Raw genomic sequence first — 17,287 nt, 5'->3', positions numbered from 1 at the left:
CGATATCACATGGGGCGGTCAGGCTGCAAGCACAGCGGTGACGGCCACGAGAGGCTAAGAAAGACTGTCTGACGCTCGCCGGAACGCGCAGACGTTTTGTTAGAATGGGTCGGAGTATAACATTCCGATTTACGCCTATGAAACCTCATCACGGCCGCGCGCGAAGCGCTGCGACCCTCGTTGCGACTACCGTGATGGGCGTCGCGCTGACGCTCTTCGCGGCCCCCGCGGCGCATGCGCAGAAAGCCCCGGCCACCGCCGACGGCACCCCCGAAATCGACTCGTCCATCGCCGGCAAGCAGTGGAAGCAGGCGCTCGCGCAGCTCGACGCGCGCATCGCGTCGAATCCGCACGACGTGCAGGCGCAGTTCAAGCGCGGCACCGTGCTGGCCCGCCTGAACCGCGACGACGACGCGATCCAGCAGTTCGTCGCGATCACGCAGGCGTACCCCGAACTGCCCGAGCCGTACAACAATCTCGCGGCGCTCTACGCGAAGCACGGCCGCTATGACGAAGCGCGCACCGCGCTCGTCACCGCGACGCAATCGAATCCGGGCTACTCGCTCGCGTACGAGAACCTCGGCGATCTCTACCTGCGGCTCGCGGCCGAATCGTACAAGCGCGCGCAATCGCTCGGCCGCACGAGCGGCGCGACCGCGCAACGCCTCGCCGATCTCCAGAAGATCGTGTCGCCGTCGAAGGCCGCGCCGAATGCCCGCGCGGTCGCGCCGGCCACGCGCGACTACACCGACCGCGCAGCCGCGAACGTGAGCACCACCACGCTGCCGATGTCGCCGACGTTCCAGTTCAGCGGACCGTCGGGCGCACTGGCGGCGCCGTACGTCGCGCCGCCGTCGCAATAAGCGGCGCGGCCCCTTTTCCCTCCCAACCTGAGGATCGCAATGAAACGTCTGTTGCTGGCGCTTGGCGGCGCCGCCCTTCTCGCGACCGCGCCCGCGTTCGCGCAAACGGCCACCGCGCACCCCGTCGTGCAGCTGAAGACCTCGCAGGGCGACATCCGCGTCGAGCTCTATCCGGAGAAGGCGCCGAAGTCGGTTGCCAACTTCCTCGATTACGTGAAGTCCGGCCAGTACAACGGCACGATCTTCCATCGCGTGATCAAGGGCTTCATGATCCAGGGCGGCGGCTACAAGACCAACTTCGAGGAGAAGCCGACCCGCGCGCCGATCCCGCTGGAGAGCCGCAATGGTCTGAAGAACCTGACGGGCACGATCGCGATGGCGCGCACCAGCGACCCGAATTCGGCCACCGCTCAGTTCTTCATCAACACGGTCGACAACAGCGGCCTCGACTACCCGAACCCGGACGGCAACGGCTATGCGGTGTTCGGCAAGGTCGTGTCGGGTCTCGACGTCGTGAAGAAGATCGAAGGCGTGGCGACGACCTCGCGCGGTCCGATGCAGGACGTGCCGGCCCAGCCGGTCCTGATCGAATCGGCCAGCATCGTCTCGAAGTAAGAACCTGCCGGCACGTCCGGCGCCTCACGCGGCCGCGTCGCACGACCGGCCGCGTGCCATTTAAACCGCCTCATCGAAGGAATTCATCATGGTTGAACTGCATACGAACCACGGCGTGATCAAGCTCGAACTCGACGCCGAGAAGGCACCGAAGACGGTCGAGAACTTCCTGAACTACGTGAAGAAGGGCCATTACGACGGTACCGTGTTCCATCGCGTGATCAACGGCTTCATGATCCAGGGCGGCGGCTTCGAGCCGGGCCTGAAGCAGAAGCCGACCGACGCGCCGATCGACAACGAAGCGAACAACGGCCTGAAGAACGACAACTACACGGTCGCGATGGCGCGCACCAACGATCCGCACTCGGCGACCGCCCAGTTCTTCATCAACGTGAACGACAACGACTTCCTGAACCACTCGTCGCCGACGCCGCAGGGCTGGGGCTACGCGGTGTTCGGCAAGGTCGTCGAAGGCCAGGACGTGGTCGACAAGATCAAGGGCGTCAAGACGGGCAACGCCGGCTTCCATCAGGACGTGCCGGCCGACGACGTCGTGATCGAAAAGGCCGTGGTGGTCTGACCCACCCGCCGTTACGGAGGCACTTCGATGTTGCAGGAGAGTCCGCCGCGAAGCGTCTCCGCGGGCGTGCCGGGCGAGCGCGAGTACGCGCAAGCCGCACGCCCGTTCCTGTTTCTCTCCGATCTGCATCTGAGCGAAGCGATTCCCAAGACGGTCGCCGCGTTCGAGCATTTCGTGAAATACACCGCCGACAGCGCCGATTCGGTGTTCATCCTCGGCGACCTGTTCGAATACTGGATCGGCGACGACATCCTCGACGACGATCCGTTCGCCGCGCGCATGGCCGCGCTGATGCACACGTTCTCGGAACGCGGCATCGCGCTCTACGTGATGCACGGCAATCGCGATTTCCTGCTCGGCCGGCGCTTCATGAAGGCCGCCGGCGCGATGCTGCTGCCCGATCCTTCGCTGATCACGGCGTTCGGCCAACGCATCGTGCTCGCGCACGGCGACGCGCAATGCACAGCCGACCGCGGCTACCAGGTGTTCCGTCGCTTCGCGCGCAACCGCGTCGCGCAATGGCTGTTTCTCGCGTGGCCGCTCCGCTGGCGCCGCGCACTCGCGCAGCGCATGCGCTCGACCAGCGAAGCGGGCCGCATGCGCCCTGCTTCGGCCATCTACGACGTCACGCGCGAAGGCGTGGCCGCGCTGTTCCGGAAAAGCCGCGCGAGCGTGATCATTCACGGCCACACGCACCGCCCCGCGTGTCACGCGGAAGCGGGTGGGATCCGCTGGGTGCTGCCCGATTGGGATCTCGATCACGGCACGCCGCGCGGCGGCTACCTGCGCGTCGATGCGGAAGGCATCCATGCGATGCCGCTCGACTGACGCCGCCGCGCCGACCAGCAGCCGTCGGCGCCCTGCTCGTTCGTTACATCTGGCGTTCGACCGTCTTGCCTTCCAGCACCGCGGACAGCCTGCGCAGGTCGAGGCGCGCCGCGTCGGCGCCCTGCAGCGTTTCCAGATGCGTGCCGAGCCGCTCGAGCGCGGCGACAATTTCATCGACGCGGCGGCTTTCCTTCGCCGCGTGATCGATCAACCCGTGAATCGCGAGCGACATCGGATCGTCGGCATTCGGCGTGATCCCGTACGCGCAGAACGCCGCCCGCTCGGGCTGCGGCTTCGGCTGCGCCGGCATCACGATGCGCGCCGGATTGCCGACCGCCGTGCCGCCCGCCGGCACCGGCTTGACGACCACCGCGTTCGAGCCGATCTTCGCGCCCGCGCCGACCGTGAAACCGCCGAGCACCTTCGCGCCGGCGCCGACGATCACGCCGGCCTCGAGCGTCGGGTGGCGCTTCGCGCCGCGCGTGAGCGACGTGCCGCCCAGCGTCACGCCCTGGTAGATCGTGCAGTCGTCGCCGATGATCGCCGTCTCGCCGATCACGACACCCATGCCGTGATCGATGAACACGCGCCGGCCGATCGTCGCGCCGGGGTGGATCTCGATCCCGGTCAGGAATCGGCCGGCCTGCGACGCGAACCGCGCGAGCCAGTAGCGTTTCGCGCGCCAGCATGCGTGCGCGAAACGGTGCAGCACGAGCGCATGCAGCCCCGGATAACAGGTCAGCACTTCCCATGCACTGCGAGCGGCGGGATCCCGCTCGCGAATCGTTGCAACGTCTTCGCGCAGTCTCGTGAACATGATGTGATCTGGGAAAAGGCCGGCGCGCATCGCCGGCAATGCCGGCCGTTATCGCGCCGGGTCATTTGCTTATGACGTCCGGCGATTGTAGGGCCAGTCGCGCGCGGCCGCACGCGGTCGCATGTTCACCCCGCCGCCGGCGCGGGTATTCGCCGGGACGCATGCTGGGGCGGGGTTTCCGGGGGCGGTCAGACGATAGCCGGACGCGGCGCTTAGGGCTGGTCAACGCGTGACGAGCCGACCAAACGACGCATCCGTCGGGCCGGAGCGCCGACCCCTTACGCGTCGTCGCCCGGCTTGCCCGATTTCAGCAGGATGTGCTTCGCGACGCCGCGCAGGATGTTGACCTCCTCGCGCTCGAGGCCCGTGCGCGCGAACAGGCGCCGCAGCCGCGACATCAGCTTCTTCGGATTGCGTGGATCGAGGAAGTCGAGCGCGATCAGTGCGTTCTCGAGGTGCACGTACATCCCCTCGATCTCGTCGCTCCGCGCGAGCGTGCCGACTTCGGCCTGCGGCTGCGCCGACGGCTCGCTCGCCTGCTCGAGAAACGCGACGCGCAACTCGTACGCGAGCACCTGCACGGCCTGCGCGAGATTCAGCGAACTGTAGGCCGGATTGGCCGGAATGTGCGCGAGCGCGCTGCACTGCTCGACATGCTCGTTCGCGAGACCGGTGCGCTCGTTGCCGAACACGAGTGCGATGTCGCCCGTGCCGACCTGCGCGCTCGCCTGCGCGGCGGCCGCGCGCGGCGCGAGGCGCGGCGGCCCGTATTCGCGCGTGCGCGCGGTCAGCGCGATCGACCAGTGAACGCCGGACAGCGCTTCGCCGAGCGTCGGCACGACGTGCGCGGACGCGAGGACGTCGTCCGCGCCGCTGGCCATCGCGATCGCCTCCGGGTCGCTCTGCACGTGCGGCACGCGCGGCGCGACCAGCACGAGGCGCGAGAAGCCCATCGTCTTCAGCGCGCGGGCGGCCGCCCCGACGTTGCCGGGATGGCTCGGCTCGACGAGCACGAAGCGAGTGGACGTGAAGCCGCCGGACGGCGGCGAGGACGAGGCCGCGCCCGATTCGGACGGCGCGGCGGTGTTCTGCGAGGTTTCCACTACGATACGACTCGGTTCATCAGAATGGCCGTATGGTATCGCCATCGCCCCCGCAAACCCACTCGTCCGGACGGCCAGTGGGGGTTTCCCCGCATGCCGGTCGCCTGAAACCGGCGAAAATCGGGTAAAATCATGCCTTTACGCGTTGCGCACCGCGCAGCGCGGGTCGTACCCCGCTCTTTGTCAATTCGCGTCTCACCTCGCCCCGGCACGCTTGCGCCGTTCCGGGCGGTTGTCCCACTTCGTGGCGGCCCGTGCCGCCGGCTACAGGATCCAGGCTCATGCATCCCATGCTCAACATTGCTGTCAAGGCTGCGCGCCGCGCCGGACAGATCATCAATCGTGCGTCCCTCGATCTCGACCTGATCGAGATCCGCAAGAAGCAGCAGAACGACTTCGTCACCGAAGTGGACAAGGCCGCCGAAGACGCGATCATCGAGACGCTGAAGACCGCCTACCCCGACCACGCGATCCTCGCGGAGGAATCGGGCGCATCGGAGAACGAATCCGAATTCAAGTGGATCATCGATCCGCTCGACGGCACGACCAACTTCATCCACGGCTTCCCGTACTACTGCGTATCGATCGCGCTCGAGCACAAGGGCGTCGTCACGCAGGCCGTCGTCTACGATCCGAACAAGAACGACCTGTTCACGGCCACCCGCGGCCGCGGCGCGTACCTGAACGACCGCCGCATCCGCGTGGGCCGCCGCGACCGTCTGTCGGACGCGCTGGTCGGCACGGGCTTCCCGTTCCGCGAGAAGGACGGCCTCGACGCATACGCGCGCCTCTTCACCGAGATGACGCAGGCCTGCACGGGCCTGCGCCGCCCGGGCGCGGCGGCGCTCGATCTCGCGAACGTCGCGGCCGGCCGCCTCGACGCATTCTTCGAGCAAGGCATCAACGTGTGGGACATGGCGGCGGGCAGCCTGCTGATCACCGAGGCCGGCGGCCTCGTCGGCAACTACACGGGCGACGCCGATTTCCTGCATCGCCACGAGATCGTCGCCGCGAACCCGAAGATCTACGCGCAGATGATCCCGATCCTGAACCGCTACAGCCGCGTGCATCCGGCAGCGGAGTAAGCCCGGGCCGCGCCCGCGTGGCGCGGCTTTCGCGCAAACCGCTCGCGCGGCGTCGTCACGACGGCGCGACGATCGCCCGAAACGCGGGAAAATCTTCCGTGCACACGGGTCGCTTCGTGCGCCTATCCTGAAGTTGCTCGCGTTGCCCGTACGGATCGGCGTGCTGCCGCCCGCACCGCTGGTCCCGCAACGACAGCGCATGGTTTGCGTCCGGCATGCCCGCGCGGCGAACGACGCCGCCGGCATGCCGGCCCGCCTGTATCAACACCGCCACGGCGCCGTGGCAATCGCATCCGAGTCCCCATGTTACGGCTAAGCGAAATTAAACTCCCCCTCGATCACCCCGACAGCGCGCTCGAGGCCGCGATTCGCGCGCGCCTCGCGGAGCTCGGCGTGGCGGAAGACGGGCTGCTCCGTTACTCCGTGTTCCGCCGCGCGCACGACGCGCGCAAGCGCGCCGACATCAAGCTTACGTATATCGTCGACGTCGAAGTCGACGACGAAGCAGCCGCGCTCGAGCGCATCGCCGGCAAGCCGCATTGCGGCGTGACGCCCGACATGACGTACCACTTCGTCACCAAGGCGCCCGAACACGCCGATTTCCTGCGCCCGGTCGTCATCGGCATGGGGCCGTGCGGGCTGTTCGCAGGGCTGATCCTCGCGCAGATGGGGTTCCGTCCCATCATCCTCGAACGCGGCAAGGCCGTGCGCGAGCGCACCAAGGACACCTTCGGCCTGTGGCGCAAGAGCGTGCTCAATCCCGAATCCAACGTGCAGTTCGGCGAAGGCGGCGCGGGGACGTTTTCCGACGGCAAGCTGTACAGCCAGATCAAGGATCCCAACCACTATGGCCGCAAGGTGCTGGACGAATTCGTCAAGGCCGGCGCACCCGAGGACATCCTGTATCTGAGCCGGCCGCACATCGGCACGTTCCGACTCGTCAGCATGGTGGAAAAAATGCGCGCGTCGATCCACGAACTCGGCGGCGAAGTGCGTTTCGAAACCCGCGTCGACGACATCGAAATCGACCAGGGCAAGGTACGCGCGCTCAAGCTGTCGAACGGGGAAACGCTGCGGTGCGACCGCGTGGTACTGGCCGTGGGCCACAGCGCGCGCGACACGTTCCAGATGCTGCACGACCGCGGCGTCTACATCGAAGCCAAGCCGTTCTCGCTGGGTTTTCGCATCGAGCATCCGCAGGGGCTGATCGATCGCAGCCGCTTCGGCAAGTTCGCGGGCCACAAGCAGCTCGGCGCGGCCGACTACAAGGTGGTCCACCACGCAAGCAACGGGCGCGCCGTCTACAGCTTCTGCATGTGCCCGGGCGGCACGGTGGTCGCCGCGACCTCGGAGCCCGGCCGCGTGGTCACCAACGGGATGAGCCAGTATTCCCGCGCCGAGCGCAATGCGAATGCGGGCATCGTCGTCGGCATCACGCCGGACGACTATCCGGGCGGCCCGCTCGCCGGCATCGCGTTCCAGCGCAAATGGGAAGAACGCGCGTTCGAACTCGGCGGCGGCGATTACCGCGCGCCGGGCCAACTGGTCGGCGATTTCATCGCGGGCCGGCCGTCGACGTCGCTGGGCGCCGTGGAGCCGTCGTACAAACCCGGCGTGAATCCGACCGATCTCAGCACCGCGCTGCCGGACTACGTGATTGAAGCGATTCGCGAAGCCCTGCCCGAGATCGACAAGAAAATCGCCGGCTTCGCGATGCACGATGCCGTGCTCACCGGCGTGGAAACGCGCACGTCGTCGCCGATCCGGATTCGGCGCAAGGACGACTACCAGAGCATGAACGTCGAAGGCCTGTATCCGGCCGGCGAAGGCGCCGGGTATGCGGGCGGTATCTATTCGGCGGCGATCGACGGGATCGAGGTCGCGCAGGCGGTGGCGCTCAGTCTGACGTCGACGCACGCGTCCTGATCTGCGATACGGGGCCGGCGCGCGAAGGTCCGTGACCCGAGCGCGCCGGCTTTCGCGTGTCCGCCGCGCCCATGCGCGTCATCGACGCCCAGCCATTGCGCGCTTTCGGCGTTCCCGTCAAAACACGCCTGGAATCAACCGGTACCGGACCTTCGTCTTGTACGCACGATAATCCGCGTCTTCCGACAGCACCCGCTCTTCCATTCTGATTCGCCCGATCTGCAACAGCATCCAGACGCCGATCGTGAGAGCGTTTCGGGTACTGAAGTTCGAGAGCAGAAAACCGATTTCGGACAGCAGGTAACCGACATAGATCGGGTGACGCATGAACCGGTACGCACCCGTCGAGACGACTCCGCGATTGGCTGGCAGCAGGCCGAACGAGCGCCCCAGCGACAGCTTCGCGAATAGTTGCCACGCAATCCCGCAAATTTGCCAGGTGCCTCCGGCCCACTCCGGAATCAGTTGCGTACTGGCGGTCAGTTGGTAGGCGAGGCAATAGAACGACCCGCCAAGAGAAAAGCACACCGCGACGGGGTGCCAGTCGCGTCGCGTCGGCAATTTCGCAAAAGCCGACATGCCGACGGTCAGTACCGCGGAGACCAGCAGCAGGATCAGCGTGATCCGGCTCGGATCCGATCGCCACGACATATAAATCAGATAAGCAAACACGCCCAGCACGGTTACCGACAACACGCGTGCGCCAAGCTCGATCAGATCGATCCGCTCCGATTCATCTGCGCCCCCTCCAGCGGGCAGCGCCGCGGTACTTTGCGAGCATGCGCCCGCCGCTTCTCCTATGGCCTGCTTCATGTTCGTGCCCCGTTATTTATTGCGTTTTTATATATTGCCGTTTCAGGCTAGCACGCGCATTCCATTTAAACGTATTTAAGTTTCGGTTTTGCGGGGTTGATTGGTGTAAGTCCCGAGAGCATCGGCAAATGGTAGAGCCGACCCACGTTCGGACTCGCGACCGACGTGCCGCTCAATCAGTTTGATGGCGCCGGGCGCCCAACGCTGCGAGAGCAGTTCGGCAAAGTCGGGCCCTTTGCGGGTGGGCAATCGGGTGAGTACGTCCGTCAAATCTCGACTGTGCGCCATCGCCAACAACTGGCCGAATGGCGAACTTCGCGCGTACACGTCGAAGCCACTGGTAAACTCGGGCAACCCAAGCAACAACTTCATGCCTGACCTATGACCACGCTGTCGCCCGAGGCCTTTGCCGGCCATACCCCGATGATGCAGCAATACCTGCGCATCAAGGCCGATCATCCGGACACGCTCGTCTTCTACCGGATGGGCGACTTCTACGAGCTGTTCTTCGAGGATGCGGAAAAAGCGGCACGTCTGCTCGACCTGACCCTCACGCAGCGCGGCGCGTCGGCCGGCACGCCGATCAAGATGGCCGGCGTCCCGCATCACGCGGTCGAACAGTATCTGGCGAAGCTCGTGAAAATGGGCGAATCGGTCGCGATCTGCGAGCAGATCGGCGATCCGGCCACGTCGAAGGGCCCGGTCGAGCGCAAGGTCGTGCGCGTCGTCACGCCCGGCACGCTGACCGATGCCGCACTGCTGTCCGACAAGAACGACGTCTACCTGCTCGCGATGTGCACCGGCCACAACAAGCGCGGTGTCGCGGTCAATATCGGCCTCGCGTGGCTGAACCTCGCGAGCGGCGCGTTGCGGCTCGCCGAAATCGAGCCCGAGCAGCTTGCCGCCGCGCTCGAACGCATCCGGCCGGCCGAAATCCTGACGCCGGACGGCGCAACCGATGCCATTCCCGCCGGCGTGGGTGCGAGCAAGCGCGTGCCGGCCTGGCACTTCGACATCGCGTCGGGCACGCAGCGCCTGTGCGACCAGCTGGACGTCGCGAGCCTCGACGGTTTCGGCGCGCATTCGCTGACGAGCGCATGCGGCGCGGCCGGCGCGCTGCTGCTCTACGCGGCGGCCACGCAAGGCCAGCAACTGCGGCACGTGCGCAGCCTGAAGGTCGAGAACGAAACCGAATACATCGGCCTCGATCCGGCTACGCGCCGCAACCTCGAACTGACCGAGACGCTGCGCGGCACCGAGTCGCCCACGCTGTATTCGCTGCTCGACACCTGCTGCACGACGATGGGCAGCCGCCTGCTGCGCCACTGGCTGCATCACCCGCCGCGCGCCTCCGTTGCCGCGCAGTCGCGCCAACAGGCGATCGGCGCGCTGCTGGACGCACCGGCCAACGCGAGCCTCGATGCGTTGCGCAGCGCGCTGCGCCAGATCGCCGACGTCGAACGGATCACCGGACGTCTCGCACTGCTGTCCGCGCGCCCGCGCGACCTGTCGAGCCTGCGCGACACGTTCGCCGCGCTGCCGGCACTGCGCGAGCGCATCGGCGCGATCGTCGCGAACGCGGATGCCCTCGCGCGCGTCGATGCAGCGCTCGCGCCACCCGCCGAATGCCTCGACCTGCTGACGAACGCGATCGCGACCGAGCCGGCCGCGATGGTGCGCGACGGCGGCGTGATCGCGCGCGGCTACGATGCCGAGCTCGACGAGCTGCGCGACATTTCGGAGAACTGCGGGCAGTTCCTGATCGATCTCGAAGCGCGCGAGCGCGCGCGTACCGGCATCGCGAACCTGCGCGTCGAATACAACAAGGTGCACGGCTTCTACATCGAGGTCACGCGCGGCCAGACCGACAAGGTGCCCGACGATTACCGCCGCCGCCAGACGCTGAAGAACGCCGAACGCTACATCACGCCGGAACTGAAGACCTTCGAGGACAAGGCGCTGTCCGCACAGGAGCGCGCGTTGGCGCGCGAGCGCGCGCTGTACGACTCGGTGTTGCAGGCGCTGCTACCGTTCATCCCGGAGTGCCAGCGCGTCGCATCGGCCCTCGCCGAACTCGACCTGCTGGCCGCCTTCGCCGAACGCGCTCGCGCGCTCGACTGGGTCGCGCCGACCTTCACCGACGAGATCGGCATCGAAATCGAGCAGGGTCGTCATCCGGTCGTCGAAGCGCAGGTCGAGCAGTTCATCGCGAACGACTGCCGGTTCGGCACCGAGCGCAAACTGCTGCTGATCACCGGGCCGAACATGGGCGGTAAGTCCACGTTCATGCGGCAGACCGCGCTGATCGCGCTGATGGCGTACGTGGGCAGCTACGTGCCGGCGAAATCGGCGTGCTTCGGCCCGATCGACCGGATCTTCACGCGCATCGGCGCGGCCGACGATCTCGCGGGCGGCCGCTCGACCTTCATGGTCGAGATGACCGAAGCCGCGGCGATCCTCAACGACGCGACGCCGCAAAGCCTCGTGCTGATGGACGAGATCGGCCGCGGCACGTCGACCTTCGACGGCCTCGCGCTCGCCTGGGCCATCGCGCGCCACCTGCTGGCGCACAACGCGTGCTACACGCTGTTCGCGACGCACTACTTCGAGCTGACGCAACTGCCGGCCGAATTCCCGCAGGCGGCCAACGTCCACCTGTCGGCCGTCGAGCACGGCCACGGGATCGTGTTCCTGCACGCGGTCAACGAAGGCCCGGCGAACCAGAGCTATGGCCTTCAGGTCGCGCAGCTCGCAGGCGTCCCGGCGCCCGTGATCCGCGCCGCGCGCAAGCACCTCGCGTACCTCGAACAGCAGTCGGCATCCCAGCACACGCCGCAACTCGACCTCTTCAGCGCGCCGCCGGCGGCCATCGACGATCTCGAATGCGCGGACGCGCCGGCGCTGCCCGACGCGCCGCATCCGGCGCTCGAGAAACTACGCGACATCGATCCCGACGATCTCAAGCCGCGCGAGGCGCTCGACCTGCTGTACGAACTGCGCACGCTGGTCCGGTCGCACGATGCCGACGGGCACGCGTAAGCGCATTGCGCGGGGCCTGCCGGCCCGCGCCGCCGCCGCGCTCGCCGCGACACTGCTTGCGCTGGCGCAGGCCGGTGCGCTGGCCGCGCCGCCCAAGCGCAGTGCCGCGCCCTACTCGTTCGCGGTCGTGTCGGGCGTCATCAATGGGCCGTCTGACGAACCGGCCGCGCAGCGGCTGCTCGATGCGATCGCACGCGAGCGCAACCTCGCGTTCGTCGTCTACGCGGGCGACATCAAAGGTTCGAAGGAAGCATGCCGCGACACGCTGTATTCGCAGCGCGGCGCGATCCTGGATTCGGCGCGCGTGCCGCTCGTGTTCATTCCCGGGCACGACGACTGGATCGCGTGCAACACCGCGGCCGGCGGCGGGTACGATCCGGTCGAGCGGCTCGATTTCCTGCGACAGACACTGCTCGCCGACTCGGCGCTGCCCGACCCCGGTGCACTGCAGATTACGCGGGAGAGCGAAGTCGCACGGTTCCGGCCATATCGCGAGAACGCGCGCTGGATGCGCGACGACATCGTCTACGTCGCACTCAACGCGCCGGCGCCGAACAACCATTATTCGACGGCGGGCGGCCGCAACGGCGAATTCGAGGACCGCATCATCGCGAACGGCTTCTGGATCGACCATACGGCCGAATATGCGAAGCGGCGCGAAGCGCGCGCGATGGTCGTGATTTTCGAGGGCGATCCGCAGTTCGAACGCTACGAACGCTCGGAGCGCTTCGCGTGGCTGCGTTTCAACCGGCCGCGCGTACGCGACGGCTTCCGTGAACTGAAACGAACATTGGTGAAGGCGGCGGCGACGTTCCGCGGCCCGATACTGGTGATGCACGCGAGCGGCGAACCGCTGGCGAACGGCTTTCTGATCGACCGTCCGCTGCATGCCGACGACGGTGAGTTGGTAGGAAACGTGACGCGCGTTGCGATCGGACCGCGCAATCCGGCGAATCAGTGGGTCAAGGTGACCGTCTCGCCGGCGCGGCAGACGATCTTCAACGTGAGCCTGCAGGAGGTGCCGAAGAACCTGCCGGTACCGCCCACGCTGCCGCTCGTGCCGCGCGACGACGTGCCGCTGCCGCAGATGCCGGAAATCCCCGCGCTGCCGGCGCTGCCCGACTCGTCGTCGGTCGCGCCGCCGTTGCAGGGCGACGGCGCCGCACCAGGCGGCGCGTCGTGGCCGGCACCGCCCCCCGCATCAGGGCCGGCGCCGGGCCTGCCGGCAAGCTCAGTGCAGGGTACGCCCTGACGGCGCTTCGCCGTCCTCGTCGTCATCCTCGTCGACGATCTCCAGCCCTTCCGCGCCATGCGCGTGCTCGTGCTCGATTTCGTCTTCGGTGGCTTCGCGCACGTCCTTCACGGTCAGCGCGAAACGCAGCGCCATGCCCGCCAGCGGGTGATTGCCGTCGAGCACGACCTTGTCTTCGGCGATATCGGTGACCGTATAGATCAGCGAGTCGACTTCCTCGTCAGCGTCTTCCGGCGTGCCTTCGAACTGCATGCCCACTTCGAGCGGCTCGGGAAAACGATCGCGCGGCTCGATCTTCACGAGCTCGGGATCGTAGTCGCCGAACGCGTCCTCCGGCTCGAGCTGGATCTGCGCCTGGTAGCCCGCCTCGTGCCCGTCGAGCTGTTCCTCGATCTTGGGGAACGTGCCATCATAGCCGCCGTGCAGATAGACCATCGGCTCGTCGCTTTCCTCGATCAGATTGCCCTGTGTGTCCGACAGCTTGTAAGTGACCGATACGACGGTGTTTTTTGCGATCTTCATCCAATTCTCCCAATTACAAGTCTCATTATACGATGCCCAACCGGTCTCAAGCCGAACCGCGGGATACCGCTGCGGCCACGCTCGGCGCGCCGCCCCCCGATCTTCCCACGCCGCTGCTCGGCGGTCTCACGCCGGCGCAATTCATGCGCGGCTACTGGCAAAAGAAGCCGCTGCTGATCCGCCAGGCGATCCCCGGCGTCGCATCCCCGGTCACGCGCGAGGCATTGTTCGAGCTCGCCGCCGACTATGACGCGGAATCGCGATTGATCACCCATTTTCGTAACAAGTGGCAACTGGCGCAGGGTCCGTTCGAGCCGGACTCGCTGCCCGCGGTCACGCGCAAATCCTGGACCTTGCTCGTGCAGGGACTCGACCTGCACGTCGACGCGGCCCGCGCGCTGCTCGACCGCTTCCGCTTCATCCCCGACGCGCGGCTGGACGACCTGATGATCTCGTATGCGACGGACGGCGGCGGCGTCGGCCCGCACTTCGATTCATATGACGTATTCCTGCTGCAAGTCGAAGGCCGGCGCCGCTGGCGGGTCGGCGCGCAGAAAGATCTGTCGCTGCAGCCGGACGTACCGCTGAAGATCCTCGAAAACTTCGAGCCGAGCGACGAATGGGTGCTGGAGCCCGGTGACATGCTGTACCTGCCGCCGCACATCGCGCACGACGGCGTCGCCGAAGGCGAGTGCATGACCTGCTCGATCGGCTTCCGGGCCCCGTCCGCCGGCGAGCTGGGCGCCCAGTTCCTGTACTACCTCGCGGAGCGCGGCGGCCTGCGCGACGCGGGGGGCGACGATCTCTACCGCGATCCGAAGCAGCCGGCCGTCGACGCGCCCGCGCAACTGCCGCCGGCCATGGTCGAACGGGTCGCCGAGATCGTCGACGCGATCCGCTGGCGCAAGCGCGACGTCGCCGAATTTCTCGGCTGCTATCTGAGCGAGCCCAAATCGAACGTCGTTTTCGACGCGCCGGAGCGTCCGCTGTCCGAGGCCGCGTTCGTCACGCAAGCGTCCCGCCGTGGCGTGAGTCTCGACAGAAGGGCCGCATTGATGTATAACGCGCGCTCGTACTTCATTAATGGCGAGGAAGGACCGCTCGAGCAAGCCGATGAATGGCTGCCCGAACTGGCCAATCACCGCCAGATGGAGGCGAAACGGTTTGTAACACTATCCCGGGTTCCCTCGATGACAGCCTTGTTGCACGAGTGGTATCGTGCGGGCTGGATACGGGTCGGAAGCCGGAATTAGTGTGAGTCGCCCCGTATGCCCGTCCAGATCAAATTCTGTATGGGAAAGACAACGTATTGACCCCGCATTTGTCGACGGTCGATAGGAAAGTGCATATAATTTCCGCCCAAGCCGTAGGGAAGATTCACGCTCTAGAAGTGCGTCTCCACCAGCGGCCCAGGTCGGTGTTGGAGCACATTACCGGTATTGTTTCGCGCTGTTGCTTACCTTTAACCATAAAAGGACGTGATCATGAAGAAATCCCTCCTCGTAGCTTCCCTGTTGGCTGCTGTTGCACTGGCTGCTTGCAACAAGAGCGCTGATCAAGCTGCTTCGTCGGCTGCAAGCGACGCTTCGGCTGCTGCTTCGTCGGCTGCTTCGGCAGTTGCTGGTGCTGCGAGCGACGCTTCGGCTGCTGCTTCGTCGGCAACGGCTGCTGCGAGCGACGCTGCTGCTGCAGTGGCGTCGGCTGCTTCGGCAGCGACGGCTGCTCCGGCTTCGGGCGCAAGCCAGTAAGCCTTCAGCATTAGCTGAAAAAAAACCGGCCCGAGGGCCGGTTTTTTTACGTCTGTCGCTTTCGAATCGAGCGGCCGCCAGCCGCCTGGAGCCGCCGCAGCGGCCCTGCCCCGCTCATCCGAGCATCAGCCAGTCGAAGCCCGCGTCCTGCGAGGCCACGATCACGTCTTCCCCGTCCGTCCCGAGTACGCCGCCAAACGCCCGGCGAGCCAGTTCCGGCAGGTTGTTCTGCTGGCTCAGATGAGCCGCGACCAGATGCTGGAGACGGCTGCGTTCGAGCGACGCGAGGATGTCGGCCGCCGCGTCGTTGCTCAGGTGGCCATGGTTGCCGCCGATCCGCGCCTTCAGCGACTGCGGATAGCGGCTGGCGGCGAGCATCGCGGTATCGTGGTTGGATTCGAGCACGAGCGCGTCGCAGCCGCTCAGGACGGCCGTGATGTGCGGCGTGGCCATCCCGACGTCCGTCAGCACGCCGAGCCGGCGGCTTCCGTCCGTGAAGACGAACTGGAGCGGTTCCCGCGCATCGTGGGGGACCGTATAGGGCATCACGGCCAGATCGCGTATCGCGGCCGTCTCGTCGCCCCATAGCACGTGGAGATCGACATCGGCCTCGTCCGCGCCGACCGCGCGCGCGGTGCCCCAGCTCATGTAGAGCGGCAGCGAGGCACGGCGCGCGAGCGTCAGCGCACTGCCGACGTGGTCGCTGTGTTCATGGGTGATGAGAATCGCATCGAGATCGGCGATGCAGAGATTCAGTCGGCCGAGCCGGCGCTCGACCTCCTTGGCGGAAAAGCCGCAGTCGAGCAGCACGCGCGTGGTCGTCGTGCCGCTCGAGGCCTCGACGACGAGCGCGTTGCCTTCGCTGCCGCTTCCGAGGCTGGAGAATCGCACGCGCTCAGTTCAGCTGCGCGTGCAGCAGCGAAATGAGCCGCTGCGCGTCCGACGAGTTGTCGACCTGGCCGTTCGCGCCGACCACCGCGACCTGCGTACCGCCATTGCCCTGCGAACGCACGTTGATCAGATATTCCTTGCCGGGCTTGGCCGCCGACGGGCCGCCGTAGAACAGCTTGCCGAACAGGCCGTCACGCTTGAGCTCTTCCATCGAGTTCGCGTAACGCACGGTGTACACGCCCTTCTCGCGGTCGCGATTGTCGACCGTGAAGTTGGTCCGGTCGAGCGCCAGGCCCACGCGCAGCCACGCGCGGTCGAACGACTCGGCCAGTTGCAGCGTCGCTGCGCCGCCGCTCGTGTCGCCGACCTGCGCCGGCGCCGTCGCGGGGCGCGCATCGGTCAGCAACTGCTTCGCCTGTGCGTCGGTCAGGCCGAACTTCTGCATCAGCTTCGACAGGAACACGGCTTCGAGCACCGGGTTGCGCGGACGCTCTTCCCAGCGCGACGACGTGCCGCCCTGCGGGCCGACCATCATTTCTTCCATCGCGCTGTGCGTGATCGAGATGTCGGTATTGCCGTCCGACGTCCGGTTCACGAGCGTGCGGAAGCGGTCGCGCGTACCCGACGAATAGGCGAAATCGATGACCTTGCCGATCGTGCGGCGGAACCAGTCGTCCGGAATGTTCGCGCGGTTCTCGGCCCAGTCGGTGGCCATGATGCCCGTCGACGGCGCATCGGTCTTCAGCGAGAAGCCGTTCTCCTGCCAGAACTCCTTCAGGATCGGCCACAGCTGCTCGGGCGTTCGGCCGTCGACGACGAGCCAGCGGCGGTCACCGTCGCGCTCGATGTGCATGCCGAGCGGATCCTGCGCGCTCGGGATGCCGTCGGTCGCGTTGCCGGCCTGCGTCGTGGCCCGCGGCGGCAGCGTGCCGAGCCCGGCGTTGGTCGGCGGCGCGACGAACTGCTGCGTCGTCGGCACCGGCTTCAGGTCGCTCGGCACCGCGAGCGGCGGCGCCGAGCCGGTATTCTTGTAGTTGACCCGGTCAGGGGCCAGGTAGTCGTTCAGCGTATCGCAGCCAGCGAGCGCGCCCAGCGCCAGCGCCACCACCGACAACTGGATGGCGCGAGAGGAAATGGCGAAACGTTTCATGAAATCCTTCGTCTTGCTAGAACGCTCGTCAGGAGCGGCGCCGGACGGAGCCGGC

General features: G+C 66.6%; 18 protein-coding genes. 10 read left to right on the top strand and 8 right to left on the bottom strand.

The annotated features are described in order from the left end of the window. Positions 1–137: 137 nt before the first annotated feature. From C4B30_RS10940 to C4B30_RS10925, 4 genes are all read left to right on the top strand, one after another. Positions 138–863 (top strand): tetratricopeptide repeat protein, encoded by a 726-nt coding sequence (locus C4B30_RS10940; RefSeq protein WP_027784820.1) that lies wholly within the window; start codon positions 138–140, stop codon positions 861–863. 39 nt (positions 864–902) lie between these two features. Further along, positions 903–1,478, top strand: a complete 576-nt coding sequence (locus tag C4B30_RS10935) for a peptidylprolyl isomerase (protein WP_027784821.1) — start codon at positions 903–905, stop codon at positions 1,476–1,478. Positions 1,479–1,566: 88 nt separating this feature from the next. Next, positions 1,567–2,058: a peptidylprolyl isomerase gene (locus C4B30_RS10930; RefSeq protein ID WP_027784822.1), complete on the top strand. Its 492-nt coding sequence runs from the start codon at positions 1,567–1,569 to the stop codon at positions 2,056–2,058. A gap of 27 nt (positions 2,059–2,085) precedes the next feature. Beyond that, positions 2,086–2,886, top strand: coding sequence for a UDP-2,3-diacylglucosamine diphosphatase (locus C4B30_RS10925; protein WP_027784823.1), 801 nt, complete (start codon positions 2,086–2,088; stop codon positions 2,884–2,886). 43 nt (positions 2,887–2,929) lie between these two features. On the opposite strand, the gene cysE is transcribed toward C4B30_RS10925, so the two are convergent. Together cysE and C4B30_RS10915 are read right to left on the bottom strand one after the other, a co-directional pair. Continuing rightward, complete coding sequence (gene cysE, locus C4B30_RS10920; protein ID WP_027784824.1) at positions 2,930–3,703, bottom strand: serine O-acetyltransferase; 774 nt, start codon at positions 3,701–3,703, stop codon at positions 2,930–2,932. 278 nt (positions 3,704–3,981) lie between these two features. Further along, on the bottom strand, positions 3,982–4,806 hold the full coding sequence (locus C4B30_RS10915) for an RNA methyltransferase (RefSeq protein WP_027784825.1): 825 nt from the start codon (positions 4,804–4,806) through the stop codon (positions 3,982–3,984). Positions 4,807–5,087: 281 nt separating this feature from the next. Here C4B30_RS10915 and C4B30_RS10910 point away from each other — a divergent pair, with 281 nt between their 5' ends. Continuing rightward, entirely contained in the window at positions 5,088–5,891 is an 804-nt protein-coding gene (locus C4B30_RS10910; protein ID WP_027784826.1) for an inositol monophosphatase family protein, read from the top strand. A 303-nt stretch (positions 5,892–6,194) separates the two neighbouring features. Next, positions 6,195–7,817 (top strand): NAD(P)/FAD-dependent oxidoreductase, encoded by a 1,623-nt coding sequence (locus C4B30_RS10900; protein ID WP_027784828.1) that lies wholly within the window; start codon positions 6,195–6,197, stop codon positions 7,815–7,817. 117 nt (positions 7,818–7,934) lie between these two features. Here C4B30_RS10900 and C4B30_RS10895 read toward each other — a convergent pair whose 3' ends face one another. Together C4B30_RS10895 and C4B30_RS35275 are read right to left on the bottom strand one after the other, a co-directional pair. Next, positions 7,935–8,630 (bottom strand): methyltransferase family protein, encoded by a 696-nt coding sequence (locus tag C4B30_RS10895; RefSeq protein ID WP_034185426.1) that lies wholly within the window; start codon positions 8,628–8,630, stop codon positions 7,935–7,937. Between the two features lie 75 nt (positions 8,631–8,705). After that, the gene (locus C4B30_RS35275; protein WP_143751619.1) at positions 8,706–9,002 is read right to left on the bottom strand and encodes a hypothetical protein; all 297 of its coding nucleotides are present in this window, start codon (positions 9,000–9,002) and stop codon (positions 8,706–8,708) included. Between the two features lie 9 nt (positions 9,003–9,011). Here C4B30_RS35275 and mutS point away from each other — a divergent pair, with 9 nt between their 5' ends. Both mutS and C4B30_RS10885 read left to right on the top strand, forming a co-directional pair. Beyond that, positions 9,012–11,669 (top strand): DNA mismatch repair protein MutS, encoded by a 2,658-nt coding sequence (gene mutS, locus C4B30_RS10890; protein WP_027784830.1) that lies wholly within the window; start codon positions 9,012–9,014, stop codon positions 11,667–11,669. Further along, positions 11,650–12,921, top strand: coding sequence for a hypothetical protein (locus tag C4B30_RS10885; protein ID WP_152777306.1), 1,272 nt, complete (start codon positions 11,650–11,652; stop codon positions 12,919–12,921). The genes mutS and C4B30_RS10885 overlap by 20 nt, the downstream gene beginning before the upstream one ends. On the opposite strand, the gene C4B30_RS10880 is transcribed toward C4B30_RS10885, so the two are convergent. Continuing rightward, positions 12,901–13,443 carry an FKBP-type peptidyl-prolyl cis-trans isomerase gene (locus C4B30_RS10880; protein WP_027784832.1) on the bottom strand — a complete coding sequence of 181 codons (543 nt, stop codon included), beginning with the start codon at positions 13,441–13,443 and terminating at the stop codon, positions 12,901–12,903. The two genes, C4B30_RS10885 and C4B30_RS10880, sit on opposite strands and share 21 nt — an antisense overlap. Before the next feature lie 32 nt (positions 13,444–13,475). On the opposite strand from C4B30_RS10880, the gene C4B30_RS10875 reads away from it, so the two are divergent. Both C4B30_RS10875 and C4B30_RS36290 read left to right on the top strand, forming a co-directional pair. Further along, a complete protein-coding gene (locus tag C4B30_RS10875; RefSeq protein ID WP_105132572.1) occupies positions 13,476–14,696 on the top strand; it encodes a cupin domain-containing protein in 1,221 nt (406 codons plus the stop codon). Positions 14,697–14,752: 56 nt separating this feature from the next. After that, on the top strand, positions 14,753–14,998 hold the full coding sequence (locus C4B30_RS36290) for a hypothetical protein (protein ID WP_011657350.1): 246 nt from the start codon (positions 14,753–14,755) through the stop codon (positions 14,996–14,998). Here C4B30_RS36290 and C4B30_RS35635 read toward each other — a convergent pair whose 3' ends face one another. From C4B30_RS35635 to bamC, 3 genes are all read right to left on the bottom strand, one after another. After that, positions 14,999–15,202: a hypothetical protein gene (locus C4B30_RS35635; protein WP_175888588.1), complete on the bottom strand. Its 204-nt coding sequence runs from the start codon at positions 15,200–15,202 to the stop codon at positions 14,999–15,001. 103 nt (positions 15,203–15,305) lie between these two features. Continuing rightward, positions 15,306–16,082 (bottom strand): MBL fold metallo-hydrolase, encoded by a 777-nt coding sequence (locus tag C4B30_RS10860; protein WP_027784834.1) that lies wholly within the window; start codon positions 16,080–16,082, stop codon positions 15,306–15,308. Between the two features lie 4 nt (positions 16,083–16,086). Beyond that, positions 16,087–17,232: an outer membrane protein assembly factor BamC gene (gene bamC, locus C4B30_RS10855; protein WP_027784835.1), complete on the bottom strand. Its 1,146-nt coding sequence runs from the start codon at positions 17,230–17,232 to the stop codon at positions 16,087–16,089. Positions 17,233–17,287: the final 55 nt, after the last annotated feature.

It is taken from the genome of Burkholderia sp. BE12, assembly GCF_002959955.1.
Lineage (GTDB): Bacteria > Pseudomonadota > Gammaproteobacteria > Burkholderiales > Burkholderiaceae > Burkholderia.
This window is presented reverse-complemented; position numbering and strand designations above follow the sequence as displayed.

Coding starts and splice junctions, on each gene's coding strand:
- C4B30_RS10940 (WP_027784820.1), top strand. CDS start 138: ATGAAACCTCATCACGGCCGCGCGCGAAGCGCTGCGACCCTCGTTGCG.
- C4B30_RS10935 (WP_027784821.1), top strand. CDS start 903: ATGAAACGTCTGTTGCTGGCGCTTGGCGGCGCCGCCCTTCTCGCGACC.
- C4B30_RS10930 (WP_027784822.1), top strand. CDS start 1,567: ATGGTTGAACTGCATACGAACCACGGCGTGATCAAGCTCGAACTCGAC.
- C4B30_RS10925 (WP_027784823.1), top strand. CDS start 2,086: ATGTTGCAGGAGAGTCCGCCGCGAAGCGTCTCCGCGGGCGTGCCGGGC.
- cysE (WP_027784824.1), bottom strand. CDS start 3,703: ATGTTCACGAGACTGCGCGAAGACGTTGCAACGATTCGCGAGCGGGAT.
- C4B30_RS10910 (WP_027784826.1), top strand. CDS start 5,088: ATGCATCCCATGCTCAACATTGCTGTCAAGGCTGCGCGCCGCGCCGGA.
- C4B30_RS10900 (WP_027784828.1), top strand. CDS start 6,195: ATGTTACGGCTAAGCGAAATTAAACTCCCCCTCGATCACCCCGACAGC.
- C4B30_RS10895 (WP_034185426.1), bottom strand. CDS start 8,630: ATGAAGCAGGCCATAGGAGAAGCGGCGGGCGCATGCTCGCAAAGTACC.
- C4B30_RS35275 (WP_143751619.1), bottom strand. CDS start 9,002: ATGAAGTTGTTGCTTGGGTTGCCCGAGTTTACCAGTGGCTTCGACGTG.
- mutS (WP_027784830.1), top strand. CDS start 9,012: ATGACCACGCTGTCGCCCGAGGCCTTTGCCGGCCATACCCCGATGATG.
- C4B30_RS10885 (WP_152777306.1), top strand. CDS start 11,650: ATGCCGACGGGCACGCGTAAGCGCATTGCGCGGGGCCTGCCGGCCCGC.
- C4B30_RS10880 (WP_027784832.1), bottom strand. CDS start 13,443: ATGAAGATCGCAAAAAACACCGTCGTATCGGTCACTTACAAGCTGTCG.
- C4B30_RS10875 (WP_105132572.1), top strand. CDS start 13,476: ATGCCCAACCGGTCTCAAGCCGAACCGCGGGATACCGCTGCGGCCACG.
- C4B30_RS35635 (WP_175888588.1), bottom strand. CDS start 15,202: ATGCTGAAGGCTTACTGGCTTGCGCCCGAAGCCGGAGCAGCCGTCGCT.
- bamC (WP_027784835.1), bottom strand. CDS start 17,232: ATGAAACGTTTCGCCATTTCCTCTCGCGCCATCCAGTTGTCGGTGGTG.